The organism is Thalassobaculum salexigens DSM 19539 (genome assembly GCF_000423805.1).
Lineage (GTDB): Bacteria > Pseudomonadota > Alphaproteobacteria > Thalassobaculales > Thalassobaculaceae > Thalassobaculum > Thalassobaculum litoreum.
In genome coordinates this window covers 249872-264041 of record NZ_KE384093.1, presented here as the reverse complement: position 1 = coordinate 264041, position 14170 = coordinate 249872, and the positions used below count along the sequence as shown (strand labels likewise).

Here is a 14170-nt window from a genome sequence, read left to right as displayed (position 1 = left end):
CATGCTGGCGTCGCTCTCGATCCGGGACGTGGTGCTGATCGACCGCCTGGACCTCGCCTACGAGCCGGGCCTGTCGGTCCTGACCGGCGAGACCGGTGCCGGTAAGTCGATCCTGCTGGACGCCCTGGGCCTGGCCCTGGGAGAGCGCGCCGATTCCGGACTGGTGCGCCACGGCGCCGACCAGGCCACCGTCATCGCCGCCTTCGAACTGGCCGACCCGTCGGCCGTCGACGCCGTGCTGGGCGACGCCGACCTGGCCCCGTCCGACGGCGCGCTGATCCTGCGCCGCGTCGTCACCGCCGACGGCCGCTCGCGTGCCTATGTGAACGACCAGCCCACCAGCGTCGGCCTGATGCGCCGGCTGGGCGACGTGCTGGTCGAGATCCAGGGCCAGTTCGACCAGCGCGGCCTGATGGACCCGTCCACCCACCGCGACACCCTGGACGCCTTCGCCGGCTTGGGACGGCAGGCGGAGGCCGTTGCCACGGCCTGGAGCGCCTGGCGCACCGCCCTGGTGGCGCTGGAGACCGCCCGCGCCGACCTGGAGAAGGCCCGGTCCGACGAGGACTATCTGCGCCACGCCGTCGCCGAGCTCGACCAGCTCGCGCCGGAGGTCGGCGAGGAGGCCCGGCTGGCCGAGACCCGGTCGATGCTGATGAACGCCGAGGCCGTGGTCGAGGCGCTGAACACCGCCAGTGCGGCGATCGCCGAGGATGGTGGCGCCGACAACGCCGTCGCCCGGGCCCAGCGCGCGCTGGAACGGGTCGCGGACCGGGCCGGCGGGCGCCTGGACACCGCGCTGGCCGCCCTGGACCGGGCCGCCGCCGAACTGCAGGACGCCGGCGCCGAGATCGCTGCCGCCGCCGCCGATATCGAGGCCGATGGCGGCACGCTCACCGAGATCGACGACCGGCTGCACGCCCTGCGCGACCTCGCCCGCAAGCACGGGGTCGAGGTCGACCGCCTGCCGGAGGTGCATCGCCGCTTCGCCGACCATCTGGCGGCCCTCGACGGCAAGGGTGGGGAGATCGGCGCCCTGACCGCCGCCGAGGACAAGGCGCGGCGCGCCTATGCCGAGGCCGGCGAGATCCTGTCCAAGGCCCGCGCCGCCGCCGCCGCGAAGCTGGATTCGGCAATCTCCAAGGAGCTGCCGCCGCTGAAGCTGGACAAGGCCCGGTTCGAGACCATGGTGAGCCGCCAGGACGAGGGCCGCTGGGGGCCGGCCGGGCTCGACGCCGTCGCCTTCCAGGTCGCGACCAACCCGGGCATGCCGGCGGGGCCGCTGTCGAAGATCGCGTCCGGCGGCGAGCTGTCGCGCTTCCTGCTGGCCCTCAAGGTCGTGCTGGCCGAGGCGAGCCCGGTGCCGACGCTGGTGTTCGACGAGGTGGATTCCGGCGTCGGCGGAGCCGTGGCCGCCGCGGTCGGCGACCGGCTGGCGCGGCTGGCGACCCGGCTGCAGGTGCTGGTCGTCACCCACTCGCCCCAGGTCGCCGCCCAGGGCGCCCATCACTGGCACGTGGCCAAGCGGGTGCAGAACCAGATGACCGCCACGGACGTTGTCCGCCTGAGCACCGAGCAGCGCCGCGAGGAGATCGCCCGCATGCTCTCCGGCGCCGCCGTCACCAGCGAGGCCCGCGCGGCGGCCGACAGCCTGCTGTCCCAATCCCAGCGTTAAGTCCAGAGCACCGACCCGCATGAGCGACATCGAGACCAAGGCCGTCGAAGAGCTGAGCGAGGCCGAAGCCAAGGCCGAGCTGGCCCGCCTGTCCGACGCCATCGCCGAGGCGGACCGGCTCTACCATCAGGAGGACGCGCCGGAACTCACCGACGCGGAATACGACCAGCTCCGCCGGCGCAACCAGGCGATCGAGGACCGCTTCCCCGACCTCAAGCGCGAGGACAGCCCGAGCGAGCGCGTCGCCCCCGGCCCGGCCGAGGGGTTCGCCAAGGTCCGCCACTCCCGGCCCATGCTGTCCCTGGCCAACGCCTTCGACGAGGAGGACGTGCGCGAGTTCGAGCGCCGGGTCCGCCGCTTTCTCAATCTCGGCGAGGACGAGACCGTCGCCCTGATGGCCGAGCCGAAGATCGACGGGCTGTCGGCCGCCCTGCGCTACGAGAACGGCAGGCTGGTCCAGGGGGCCACCCGCGGCGACGGCACCGAGGGCGAGAACATCACCCGCAACCTGGAAACCGTCGACGACATCCCCAAGACCCTGCCGGACGGCGTGCCCGACGTGCTGGAGGTGCGCGGCGAGGTCTACATGACCAAGGACGATTTCGTCGCCCTGAACGAGCGGCAGGCCGAGGCCGGCGCGAAGATCTTCGCCAACCCGCGCAACGCCGCCGCCGGCTCCCTGCGCCAGCTCGACCCGGAGATCACCCGGTCCCGGCCGCTGCGGTTCTTCGCCTATTCCTGGGGCGAGATCAGCGAGGACTTCGCCGACAGCCACCACGATTTCCTGGAGAAGCTGGAGGCCTGGGGTTTCACCACCAACCCGCTCTCCGAGCTGTGCGAAACCGCCGACGCGGCGCTGGCAGTCTATGCCAGAATCGGCGACGGGCGCCACGACCTGCCCTATGACATCGACGGCGTGGTCTACAAGGTCGACCGGCTGGACTGGCAGCAGCGGCTCGGCATGGTCAGCCGCTCGCCGCGCTGGGCCATCGCCCACAAGTTCAAGGCCGAACAGGCCGAAACGGTGCTGCGCGAGATCGACATCCAGGTCGGCCGTACAGGCGCGCTCACCCCCGTCGCCCGGCTGGAGCCGGTGAAGGTCGGCGGCGTCACCGTCACCAACGCGACGCTGCACAACGAGGACGAGATCCGCCGCAAGGACATCCGGGTCGGCGACACGGTCGTGATCCAGCGCGCCGGCGACGTGATCCCGCAGGTCGTCCGCGTCATCACCGAGAAACGGCCGGCGGACTCAAAGGAGTACGTCTTCCCAGACCATTGCCCGCGTTGCGATTCCGAGGCGCCGCGCCCGGAAGGCGAAGCGGTGCGCCGCTGCACCGGCGGTCTGATCTGTCCGGCTCAGGCCGTGGAGCGGCTGAAGCATTTCGTCAGCCGCGATGCCTTCGACATCGAAGGCCTCGGGGCGAAGCAGATCCAGGCCTATTACGAGGACGGGCTGATCGACAGCCCGGCCAGCATCTTCCGGCTGAAGGAGCACCGCCGCAAACTGATCGGCCGCGAGGGCACGAAGATCACCTCGACCAACAAGCTGCTGGCGGCGATCGAGGACCGGCGCACCATCGGCCTCGACCGGTTCGTCTACGCGCTCGGCATCCGCCAGGTGGGCCAGGCCACCGCCCGGCTGCTGGCGACCCATTACGGCACCCTGGACGCCCTGCGCCAGGCGATGACGGCCGCCGCCGATCCGGAGAGCGAGGCCTATGCCGACCTGATCAATATCGATCAGATCGGCAGTGCCGTGGCCAAGGATTTGATAGACTTCTTCTCCGAAGCCCATAACGGCGCGGTGTTGGACGACCTCGACGGCGAGCTGACCATCGAGGCGTTTGCCGCGCCGACCGCCGCCGACAGCCCGGTCGCCGGCAAGACGGTGGTGTTCACCGGCACCCTGCAGACCGTCGGCCGCAGCGAGGCCAAGGCCAGGGCGGAAGCTCTCGGGGCCAAGGTCGCGGGCTCGGTGTCGAAGAAGACCGACTATGTGGTCGTCGGCGCCGATGCCGGCTCCAAGGCGGCCAAGGCCGAAGCCCTGGGTGTGGCCACGCTCAGCGAAGAGGACTGGCTGAAACTGATCGGCGGGTGAACGGCGCGGCTCAGCCGCCGTGCTCGGCCAGCGATTTCAGCGTCTCCAGGTCCCGGCGCACCCAGTCCAGGTCGCGGGCGAAAATCTCGTCGCCCATGTCGGGATATTGGAACAGCGTCAGCGTGACCGTGCTGCCTGTGCCATTGGCGACGATGCGCATCGGGACATAGACCACCCGCCCATCGCCCAGATCGACCCAGTGATCCATCACACCGAAGGGATTGTGGTCGCAGAAGCGGATGGTGATCGGACCTTCCGGCCCGTCGGCCTGCCATCCGTCCTCGCCCGGTCGCAGTGCCGCCTGGCTCAGCCCCGAGGCCCAGGACGGGAACCGTTCCGGCCGCCAGAAGGCCTCGTACAGGGCGGCAGCATCCCGCTCCACCGCGACGGAGACAGTTTCTGATCGATACATGACGTCCCTGGATCCAAGTCGGCTCGCCGCAGCCGCCATCGTATCAGATTCGGTCCGATGCGCGCCGCCGCATGGCTGGCTGCCATTTCACGCATATCTGACCCCCATAGCCATGCGTGAAATGCAATGCTGCAGCGCAAAATTCCAAGTGGTGCCCGGAGCGATTCTGACCAGATTAGGGGCAGTAACAGCCGGGCAGCAGCCCGGTCTGATGTTCCAAGGAGAAACCCGATGTCCACCCAGAACGATATCCTGCGCGTGTCTTCGGCTCTGCCGGAGGACCCGTCCGCGCTGGTCGCTCGGGCACGGGCCATGCAGAGCGCCTACATTCGTGACCTGATCGGCCGTGCCTTCCGCAGCCTCAGCGCCCGCCTCGCCCATCGTCGCACGATGGCCGCGGTCGAGGACCTGAGCCCGCGCATGCTCGCCGATATCGGCCTCGACCTGTCCGCCCTGCGGGCCGGTGTCGTCCGCCGCGTCGACGTCGAAGTCGTCGGCACCCCGAGCGAGACCTACGCTTCCGCCACGGCGCCGAAGACCGCCAACCCGGTCGAGCCGCACCTGCGCGCCGCCGCCTTCGGCACCGCCGCGAACACCGACGTGCGTCACGCCGCCTGACCCCCTCCCCCTTATCGGGCGGTTTGATGCAAAACGGCCGGCACATCATGTGCCGGCCGTTGCTTTTTGTGCGGTGCGGTAAAGAGGCTCACCCCCGCGCGAAGACCAGCGCGCTCCAGCCGTCGCGCCGGTAGCGCCGGATCAGCCGCAGGCCCTGCGCCCGATGCACGGCGATCACCCAACGCTCCTGCTGGTTCAGCAGGCCCGACAGGATGGCGATGCCGCCCGGTGCCAATCCACGCTTCAGGGACGGCGCCATCTCGGCCAGCGGTCCCGCCAGAATATTCGCCACCACCAGATCGAACGGCGCCTTGGCCCGCACCACGGGCGAACGCCAGCCGTTCGAGACCTGGGTGTCGATGCGGCGGGCGACCCGGTTCGTCCGCGCGTTCTCCCGTGCCGTCGCCACCGACACCGGATCGAGATCGACCGCCAGGGTGCGCGCCGACGGCACCAGCTTGGCCAGGGCCATCGCCAGGATGCCCGAGCCGCAACCCAGGTCGAGCACGTTGCGCGGGGTACGCCGCTTCGCCAGGTCCTGGATCGCCCGCAGGCACAGGGCGGTCGTCGGATGGCTGCCGGAGCCGAAGGCGCGGGCGGCGTCGATCAGCAGTTCGATGCTGGAGGCCGGTGCCGCGTCCGCCACATGGGAGCCGCGGATCCACACCCGGCCCTCGCGGATCGGTGGGAAGGACTGCCGGTTCAAGGCGAGCCAGTCCACGTCCGGCAGCGGCTCGATCACCGTGTCCGGCGGCGGCGTGCCGACCGTGGCGGCGGCCAGCGCCAGCGCGGCGGTGATCGCCGGCCGCGCCGGTTCGTCCTCGGAAATCCCTTCGACCGTCCAGGTACCGCCGGGGGAATCCTCCAGCGCGGTCACGGCGGACACGAAGGGCGACAGGGCGTCGGCCACGACTTCTGAAGCCTTGGCCGGCACGGTAAGGGCGATGCGCCAGAGAGAGCTCATGGCCGCCGGATTTACGGCTTGGAGACGAAGGTGTCGACCACGTTCTTGTGCCCGGCGTGGTCGAACTCGACTTCCAGCTTGTCGCCGTCGACCTTGGTCACGGTGCCCATGCCGAATTTCTGGTGGAACACCCGCTCGTCCACGGCGTATTTGGCCGGCTTGGAGCGGTTGACCGTATAGCCTTCGCCGTCGATCACCGGCGCGCGGGTGCGGATGGACCCGCCGCCGCGCCGCATGTAGCCGGGGCCGCGCCCCGCGACCTTGCCGGCGGACCGTCCGGCGCTGTCCCAGGCCGGCAGCTTGGCCTCGTCGTCATCATAGCTGACGCCGTCGCGCCGGCCATAACCACCCCGGCCGCCACCATAGCCGCTACTGCCGTAGCCGCCGCTGCCCGACCCGTAGAGCCCGGCCTCGCTGATCATCTCCACATGCTCGCTCGGCAGCTCGGAGACGAAGCGCGAGGGGATCGCGCTCTGCCACAGGCCATGGACCCGGCGATTGGCGGCGAAGACGATCTCGACCTTCTTGCGCGCCCGTGTCAGGCCGACATAGGCGAGCCGCCGCTCCTCCTCCAGGCCGGCGGCACCGTTCTCGTCCAGCGCGCGCTGGTTCGGGAACATGCCCTCCTCCCAGCCCGGCAGGAAGACCACGTCGAACTCCAGGCCCTTGGCCGCGTGCAGGGTCATCAGGCTGACCTGCTCGCCGTCGGCGGCCTCGGCGTTCTCCATCACCAGGGAGATGTGCTCCAGGAACCCGCCCAGGCTCTCGAACTCCTCCAGGGCGGTGACCAGCTCCTTCAGGTTCTCCAGGCGGCCCGGCGCTTCCGGCGACTTGTCCTTCTGCAGGGCGGCGGTATAGCCGCTCTCGTCCAACACCATGCGGGCGAGGTCGGAGGGATCCTCGCTCTGCGACGCCTCGCGCCAGCGGGCGAAATCGCCCATCAGGCTGCCGACCGCCCGGCGCGCCGCCGGCTTCAGCTCGTCGCTCTGCACCAACCGCTCGGCCGCCAGGGTCAATGGCACGTTGGACGAACGGGCATGCTGAAACAGCACCTGCTCGGTCGTCTTGCCGATGCCGCGGGCCGGGGTGTTGATGATCCGCTCGAAGGCGAGGTCGTCGTCCGGCTGGGCGATCACCCGCAGATAGGCGATGGCGTCGCGGATCTCCTTGCGCTCGTAGAACCGCGCACCGCCGACCACCCGATAGGGCACTCCGAGCGTGATCAGACGTTCCTCGAACTCGCGGGTCTGGAAGCCGGCGCGGACCAGCACCGCCATCTCGCGCAGCGGCACCTTGGCGCGCTGGTGGTCCTCGATCCGGTCGCCGACGACCCGGGCCTCCTCCTCGCCGTCCCACACGCCGCGCACGGTCAGGTGGTCGCCGTCCGCACCCTCGGTCCACAGGGTCTTGCCGAGCCGCCCCTCGTTATGGGCGATCAGGTCGGAGGCGGCGGCCAGGATGCGCGAGGTGGAGCGGTAGTTCTGTTCCAGCCGCACGACCTTGGCGCCGGGGAAGTCCTTCTCGAACTTCAGGATGTTGCCGATCTCCGCGCCGCGCCAGCCGTAGATCGACTGGTCGTCGTCACCGACGCAGCAGATGTTCTTGTGGCTCTGGGCCAGCAGCCGCAGCCAGAGATACTGGGCGACATTGGTGTCCTGGTACTCGTCCACTAGGATGTAGCGGAACTGGGTCTGGTACTGCTGCAGCACCTCGGGCCGGGTCTGGAACAGGGTCAGGCAGTGCAGCAGCAGGTCGCCGAAATCGGCCGCGTTCAGGGTGGTCAGCCGGTCCTGATACTGTTTGTAGATCGCCTGCAGCTTGCCGCCGGCCATGTCGCCGGCCTCGGCCACACCGATCTTGTCGGGGGTCAGGCCCCGGTCCTTCCAGCGCTGCAGCACGCCCATGACCACCCGGGCCGGCCAGCGCTTGTCGTCCACGTTCTCGGCCTGGAGTACCTGCTTCAACAGCCGGACCTGATCGTCGGCGTCGAGAATCGTGAAGTTCGACTTGAGACCGACCAGCTCCGCATGCCGGCGCAGGATGCGGGCGCAGAGCGCGTGGAAGGTACCGAGCCAGACCTGTTCGGCGGCCGGGCCGACGATCTTGGCCACACGCTCCTTCATCTCCCGCGCGGCCTTGTTGGTGAAAGTCACCGCCAGCACGTTCCAGGGCTTGGCCTTACCCATCGCCATCAGGTGCGACAGCCGGGTGGTCAGCACCCGTGTCTTGCCGGTGCCGGCGCCGGCCAGCACCAGCACCGGGCCGTCCAACGCCTCCACCGCCGCCCGTTGGCCCTCGTTCAGGCCGTCGAGATACCCACCGCGCGCGCCGATCGCCGCCGGCGCATGTCCGGGGCCGGGATAGGCCGGTGCCGGGCCGGACGGACGCCGATACCCGGTCGGGTCGATCCCGCCCTTATCATCATTCGAGAACAGATCAGCCATGACCCGACCATATAACATCCCGCCGGAACATCGGCAGACCTAACTCGCCTGTCATGGGGGTCCGGGCCCGCCAATCCGGACATATCGATCCGCGGCCGGCTCGTGCCATTCTTCGTCGTTGAGAAATTAATAGAATTTAACGTTTTATTATAACGTTTATCTTAGAAGTCCGTTCTGAGATCCGCCTCGTAGGGAGAGGAAGCCCGGTCGGCGCCGTGCCGAAGGGCCGGACGCAAGGATCCCCCGGATCGCTCGGTGCAGTCTTGAGCCGGTCCCATGTGCCTGCGGTTCACGGGGAAACGGGGGGTGCTTCGGCACCCCCCGTACTTGCATGGCCCTCAAGCCATCAGATCGTTTCGCCGTGTTCCTCGGCCTGCTGGGTGATGAGCGCCTGGTTGTAGGCCCGCATCACGTCGCGCTCGTGCAAGCAGCCGATCAGGCGCATCCGCGCCGCCGAATCGACCACCGCCAGCAGCCCCTCCTCCGCCTCGGAGAAGCGCCGGATCGCCTTCTCCACGTCGTCGCCGAGTTCCAGGAAGGGCGGATGCTTGCGGGCCAGATCGATCGCCGTGTACTCGCGGTCGTGGGACAGGTCGAACGCCACCTCGCCCAGATCGGCCAGGGTGATGGTGCCGACCAGCTTCTCGTCCGAATCGATCACGAACAGCTCGTTCATCGGCGCCAGACGCAGCCGGTTGCGCAGGCTGTCGAGGCCGGCATCCATCTTCACGGAAACGTGATCCTGCTGCATCAGGTCGTGGACCTTCAGGTTGCGCAGGGCGGTGACGTCGTGGCCGCCATGGATATGCACCCCGCGTCGGCGGAGCTGGTCGGTGAAGAAGGACGGGCTGTGCCACACCCGGGTGATGACCGAGGCGATGACCACGGCGATCATCACGCCGACGGTCAGCTTGTAATCGCCGGTCATCTCGAAAATCATCAGGATCGTGGAGATCGGCGCCCCCAGGGTCGCCGCCGCCACCGCCCCCATGGCGATCAGCGTGTAGGCGCCGTGGCCGGAGGCCAGATCCGGGAAGGGAATGGCGGCGACGATGCCATAGGCGCCGCCGATCATCGCCCCGATGAACAGCGAGGGCGAGAACACGCCGCCGCCGAACCCGGCGCCGAGGCACAGGGCGGTCATCAGGATCTTCAGCACCGCCAGGGTGAGCATCAGCTCAAGGCCGTAGCCCTCAGCCTCGTTCAGCGCCCCGTCCATCGCCTCGTAGCCGACGCCCAGGATCTCGGGAAACTCCAGCGCCACCACGCCGACCACCAGCCCGGCCAGGGCCGGGTGCAGCCAGCGCGGCAGCGGCAGACGCTGTCCCTGCACCTCGACGAAGGCGGCGACCCGCATCAGCGCGATAGCCGCCACGGCACAGACGCCGCCGAGGATGACGAAGGCAGGGAACTCCAGGAACGAGGTGATCTGGTGACCCGGCACCTCGAAGGCGGGAAAGTCGCCGAACCAGATCCGCGACAGAATCGTCCCGAAGACCGAGGCGATGACGATCGGGGCGAAGGCCGACAGCGCGTAATGGCCGATCACCACCTCCAGGGCGAAGAACACCCCGGCGATCGGCGCGTTGAACGAGGCGGCCACCGCGCTCGCCACGCCGCAGCCGAGCAGGGTGCGGGCCTGGCTGCGGGTCAGGTTGAGCTGGCGGCCGAGGAAACTGGCGAGCGAGGCGCCGAGATGCACCGCCGGCCCCTCGCGGCCGACCGAGGCGCCGCAGCCGATCGAGGTGGCACTGATCACCGCCGCGCCGAGCCCCTGCCGCATGGACATCCGCCCGACCCGCAACGCGCTGGATTCAATGACGTTGGCGACGCCCTGGGGCCGGCCGCCGGGCATGACGTATTTGCAGAACAGCCCGACGAGCAGACCGCCGATCACCGGCGCCAGGATCAGCCGCCACCACTCCATCTCCGCCGCGAAGGTCGCCACCCGGTCGGAGCGGAAGCCCAGGAACAGCAGCTGCAGGAAGTCGATGGCCTCGCGGAACAGGATGGCGCCGCCGGCCGCGGCACCGCCGACCACCACCGCGACGGCGGCCATGACCACCTGGTCGTTGCCGACCAGCCGCTTCAAGTCCTGAATGTACCGGTTCGCCATGAATGCGGGGACCCGCCGGGAAACGTAACAGAGACGGCAGCTTAGCGACGATCGACGATCCGTCAAAGACCTGACGGCACGGAAAGGAAAGCGGTTGGCGTCCCAGGTGTTGCGGGAATAGCATCATCGCCATGGACATCACGATCAGACCCGCCCGGTTCCGGGCCCCCGAGGAGACCGGCGAGGACGACGCCGAAGCCGTCCGCCGTCTGGTGCGCGCCCTGGCCCAGGTGCAGGAGGCCGCCGACTACGTCACCGGCAGCGTCGACGACCTGCGCCGCGACGGCAGCGGCGAGCGCCCCTATTTTCGGGCGATGATCGCCGAGCGGGCCGACGGCACGGCGGTCGGCCTGGCGGTCTATTACTTCGTCTATTCGACCTGGGCCGGACGGCCGAAGCTCTATGTCGAGGACCTGTATGTCGACGGCGACCTGCGCGGCACCGGCCTCGGCCGTCGGCTGATGGCCTCGCTCGCCCGGGTCGCGATCGACCATGGCTGCGTCAAGCTCGACCTCTCGGTGAAGACCGACAACAAGGCCCGCGACTTCTATTCCCGCCTCGGCCTGACCCGCAGCGGCACCTGGCTGCCCTATACGGTGGGTGGGAGCGACCTTGAATCCCTGGCGTCCAGCGGCTGACCGCCGCAATCACAACCGCACCGACCGCCTGATCCGCATTGCCCCGGCCCGCAGGCCGCGCTAACTGTTTCGCCATGACAGACAAGCTCATCATCACCCTGGCCCAGCTCAACCCGCGCGTCGGCGATATCGAGGGGAACTTCGCCAAGCTGCGACGCGTGCGCGCCCAGGCGGCGGCCGGGGGTGCCGATGTGATCCTGACGCCGGAACTCTACGCCTGCGGCTATCCGCCGGAGGATCTGGTGCTGAAGCCGATGTTCGTGTCCGAGGTGCGCGACGCGGTGGAAGCGCTGGCAGCCGAAACCGCCGATGGCGGGCCGGCGATCCTGCTCGGCGCCCCCTGGGCCGAGGACGACAAGCTGTACAACGCCCTGGTGTTGCTCGACGGCGGCAAGGTGCAGGGCGCCCGCTACAAGGTCGACCTGCCGAATTACGGCGTGTTCGACGAGAAGCGGGTGTTCGATGTCGGCCCGATGCCGGGCCCGATGGACGTGCGCGGGGTGCGCATCGGCGTGCCGATCTGCGAGGACATCTGGACGCCGGACGTGGTCGAATGCGTGAGCGAGACCGGCGGCGAACTGCTGCTGGTTCCCAACGGCTCGCCCTTCGACAGCCAGAAGCTGGACAACCGCCTTCAGCACGCCACTTCCCGCGTGGTCGAGAGCGGACTGCCGATGGTTTATCTGAACCAGGTCGGCGGCCAGGACGAGCTGGTGTTCGACGGCGCCTCCTTCGTGCTGAACGCCGACCGCACGGTCGCCGCCCATCTGCCGGCCTGGGAGGAGGCGGTGGTCACCACCACCTGGACCCGCGGCCCGGACGGCTGGTCCTGCGCGACGACCGAGACGGTGGAGCCGAAGACCGGGCTGGAGGCGACCTACCGCGCCATGGTCGTCGGCCTGCGCGACTACGTGACCAAGAACGGCTTTCCCGGCGTCATCCTCGGCATGTCCGGCGGCATCGACAGCGCGCTGTCGGCCGCCGTGGCGGTCGACGCGCTCGGCCCGGACAAGGTGCGCTGCGTGATGATGCCGTCGCCCTATACCAGCGACCACAGCCTGGAGGATGCGGCCGCCGCCGCGAAGCTGCTGGGGGTCGACTACACCACGGTGAATATCGGCCCGGCGATGCACGCCTTCGAGACCATGCTGGCCGATCAGTTCGCCGGTACGGAGCCCGACATCACCGAGGAGAACGTCCAGGCCCGCTCGCGCGGCATCACCCTGATGGCCCTGTCCAACAAGTTCGGCCACATGGTGCTGTCGACCGGCAACAAGTCTGAGATGTCGGTCGGCTACGCCACGCTCTACGGCGACATGTGCGGCGGCTATTCGGTGCTGAAGGACGTCTACAAGACCACGGTGTTCGCGCTCTGCCACTGGCGGAACGCCACCAAACCGGCCGACTGCCTCGGCCCCGATGGGCCGGTGATGCCGGAGCGGATCATTACCAAGCCGCCCTCGGCCGAGCTGCGCCCGGATCAGAAGGACGAGGACAGCTTGCCGCCCTATCCGGTGCTGGACGGCATCCTGACCGAGCTGATCGAGAACGAGACGCCGGTGGCCGACATCGTCGCCAAGGGCTATGACAGCGAGACCGTGCTGAAGGTCTGGCGCCTGCTGGACCGGGCGGAATACAAGCGCCGCCAGGCCCCGCCGGGGGTGAAGCTGACCAGCCGCTCCTTCGGCAAGGAACGGCGTTACCCGATCACCAACGCGTTCGTCGGTGTCTATCGCCCGAAGAAGACGCAGCAGGCGGCCGAATAGCTCGGCAAACCGACCCAACGGGGACATCATGACCGTACGCGTCCGTTTCGCGCCGAGCCCGACGGGGCTTCTGCATGTGGGAAATACCCGCCAGGCGCTGATCAACTGGCTGTTCGCCCGCGCCCAGGGCGGCGAGTTCATGCTGCGCTCCGACGACACCGACACCGAGCGCAGCACCGCCGAGTTCGCCGAGAAAATCGAGCGCGACCTGAACTGGCTCGGCCTCGCCTGGGACCTGTTCGCCCGCCAGTCCGACCGGCTCGACCGCTACGCCGCCGAGGCCGAACGGCTGCGGGAGATGGGTCGGCTCTATCCCTGCTACGAGAGTGCCGAGGAGCTGGCGCTGAAACGCAAGCAGCAGCTCTCCGCTGGCAAGCCCCCCGTCTACGATCGCGCCGCCCTGTCCCTGAGCGACTCGGAGAAGGCCGCCAAGGAAGCATCCGGCATCCGGCCGCACTGGCGCTTCAAGCTCGACCATGAGGTGGTCGCCTGGGACGACCTGGTGCGCGGCGAGAGCCGGCAGGACATGGCGTCGCAGTCCGACCCGGTGCTGATCCGCGCGGACGGATCGCCGGTCTATTCGATGGCCTCGGTGGTCGACGATATCGAGTTCGGCGTCACCCACATCATCCGGGGCGAGGACCACGTCACCAACTCCGCCACCCAGATCCAACTGTTCCGCGCGCTGGGTGCGGAGCCGCCGGTGCTGGGCCACACCTCGCTGATCGTCGGCGCCGACGGCGCCGGCCTGTCCAAGCGCCTCGGCAGCCTGAGCCTGCAGGACCTGCGCGAGACCGACGGTCTGGAGGCGATGGCGATCAACTCCCTGCTCGCCGGGCTCGGCACCAACGAGGTGGTGGCCGCCACGGCGCTGGATCAGCTCGTCGACGGTTTCGACATCACCCGCTACGGCCGCGCCACCCCGCGTTTCGACCCGGCCGAGCTGGCGCAGATGAACGCCAAGATCCTGCACGAGACGGCCTATGGCGATGTCGCCAGCCGCCTCGCCGATCTCGGCGTGGAAGGTGGGGAGGCGTTCTGGACCGCGATCCGCGGCAACATCGCCAAGCTGGCCGAGGCCGGCGAGTGGTGGGTGGTCGTCGGCGCCCCGATCGTGCCGGTGATCGCCGAGGAGGATGCCGAGTTCTGCGCGACGGCCGCCGACCTGCTGCCGCAGGGCGAGCCGACCGCCGAGACCTGGGGGGCGTGGACCGGCACGCTGAAGGCGGAGACCGGCCGCAAGGGCAAGGGCCTGTTCATGCCGCTGCGCAAGGCGCTTACGGCACGAGAACGTGGACCGGAACTCGGCGATCTGTTACCTCTCATGGGCCGCGCGCGGATCGTCTCCAGGCTGCGCGGCGAAACCGCTTAACCGAGAGGAATCCATGTTCGCGCGCCGCCCGCTCACGTCGATCGGCACAGCGTTCTACACGACG

At 69.1% G+C, this 14170-nt stretch carries 10 protein-coding genes; 6 read left to right on the top strand and 4 right to left on the bottom strand.

The genetic code is table 11. The features are described 5' to 3' along the window. Position 1: 1 nt before the first annotated feature. Positions 2-1675, top strand: a complete 1674-nt coding sequence (gene recN / locus G578_RS0105520) for a DNA repair protein RecN (RefSeq protein ID WP_028793383.1) — start codon at positions 2-4, stop codon at positions 1673-1675. Between the two features lie 19 nt (positions 1676-1694). Next, on the top strand, positions 1695-3776 hold the full coding sequence (gene ligA, locus G578_RS0105515; RefSeq protein ID WP_028793382.1) for an NAD-dependent DNA ligase LigA: 2082 nt from the start codon (positions 1695-1697) through the stop codon (positions 3774-3776). Positions 3777-3786: 10 nt separating this feature from the next. Here the strand turns inward: ligA and G578_RS0105510 are convergent, their stop codons facing one another. Next, on the bottom strand, positions 3787-4188 hold the full coding sequence (locus G578_RS0105510) for a polyketide cyclase (protein WP_028793381.1): 402 nt from the start codon (positions 4186-4188) through the stop codon (positions 3787-3789). 231 nt (positions 4189-4419) lie between these two features. Here G578_RS0105510 and G578_RS0105505 point away from each other — a divergent pair, with 231 nt between their 5' ends. After that, positions 4420-4806 (top strand): YjiS-like domain-containing protein, encoded by a 387-nt coding sequence (locus G578_RS0105505; RefSeq protein ID WP_028793380.1) that lies wholly within the window; start codon positions 4420-4422, stop codon positions 4804-4806. Between the two features lie 88 nt (positions 4807-4894). Here the strand turns inward: G578_RS0105505 and G578_RS0105500 are convergent, their stop codons facing one another. From G578_RS0105500 to G578_RS0105490, 3 genes are all read right to left on the bottom strand, one after another. Next, positions 4895-5770, bottom strand: a complete 876-nt coding sequence (locus G578_RS0105500) for a 50S ribosomal protein L11 methyltransferase (RefSeq protein ID WP_028793379.1) — start codon at positions 5768-5770, stop codon at positions 4895-4897. A gap of 11 nt (positions 5771-5781) precedes the next feature. Next, the gene (locus G578_RS24910; RefSeq protein WP_084618707.1) at positions 5782-8214 is read right to left on the bottom strand and encodes an ATP-dependent helicase; all 2433 of its coding nucleotides are present in this window, start codon (positions 8212-8214) and stop codon (positions 5782-5784) included. Between the two features lie 346 nt (positions 8215-8560). Further along, a complete protein-coding gene (locus G578_RS0105490) occupies positions 8561-10330 on the bottom strand; it encodes a chloride channel protein (RefSeq protein WP_028793378.1) in 1770 nt (589 codons plus the stop codon). A 131-nt stretch (positions 10331-10461) separates the two neighbouring features. Here G578_RS0105490 and G578_RS0105485 point away from each other — a divergent pair, with 131 nt between their 5' ends. The 3 genes from G578_RS0105485 to gltX all read left to right on the top strand — a co-directional run bounded on the left by G578_RS0105485 (position 10462) and on the right by gltX (position 14106). Further along, entirely contained in the window at positions 10462-10968 is a 507-nt protein-coding gene (locus G578_RS0105485; RefSeq protein WP_028793377.1) for a GNAT family N-acetyltransferase, read from the top strand. Between the two features lie 74 nt (positions 10969-11042). Beyond that, positions 11043-12734: an NAD+ synthase gene (locus tag G578_RS0105480; protein ID WP_028793376.1), complete on the top strand. Its 1692-nt coding sequence runs from the start codon at positions 11043-11045 to the stop codon at positions 12732-12734. Positions 12735-12762: 28 nt separating this feature from the next. After that, positions 12763-14106: a glutamate--tRNA ligase gene (gene gltX / locus G578_RS0105475; protein ID WP_028793375.1), complete on the top strand. Its 1344-nt coding sequence runs from the start codon at positions 12763-12765 to the stop codon at positions 14104-14106. Positions 14107-14170 lie beyond the last annotated feature (64 nt).

Excerpts from the sequence above, each read along its gene's own strand:
- G578_RS0105505 (WP_028793380.1), top strand. The coding sequence starts at position 4,420 with ATGTCCACCCAGAACGATATCCTGCGCGTGTCTTCGGCTCTGCCGGAG.
- G578_RS0105485 (WP_028793377.1), top strand. The coding sequence starts at position 10,462 with ATGGACATCACGATCAGACCCGCCCGGTTCCGGGCCCCCGAGGAGACC.
- G578_RS0105490 (WP_028793378.1), bottom strand. The coding sequence starts at position 10,330 with ATGGCGAACCGGTACATTCAGGACTTGAAGCGGCTGGTCGGCAACGAC.
- gltX (WP_028793375.1), top strand. The coding sequence starts at position 12,763 with ATGACCGTACGCGTCCGTTTCGCGCCGAGCCCGACGGGGCTTCTGCAT.
- G578_RS0105480 (WP_028793376.1), top strand. The coding sequence starts at position 11,043 with ATGACAGACAAGCTCATCATCACCCTGGCCCAGCTCAACCCGCGCGTC.
- G578_RS0105500 (WP_028793379.1), bottom strand. The coding sequence starts at position 5,770 with ATGAGCTCTCTCTGGCGCATCGCCCTTACCGTGCCGGCCAAGGCTTCA.
- recN (WP_028793383.1), top strand. The coding sequence starts at position 2 with ATGCTGGCGTCGCTCTCGATCCGGGACGTGGTGCTGATCGACCGCCTG.
- G578_RS0105510 (WP_028793381.1), bottom strand. The coding sequence starts at position 4,188 with ATGTATCGATCAGAAACTGTCTCCGTCGCGGTGGAGCGGGATGCTGCC.
- G578_RS24910 (WP_084618707.1), bottom strand. The coding sequence starts at position 8,214 with ATGGCTGATCTGTTCTCGAATGATGATAAGGGCGGGATCGACCCGACC.
- ligA (WP_028793382.1), top strand. The coding sequence starts at position 1,695 with ATGAGCGACATCGAGACCAAGGCCGTCGAAGAGCTGAGCGAGGCCGAA.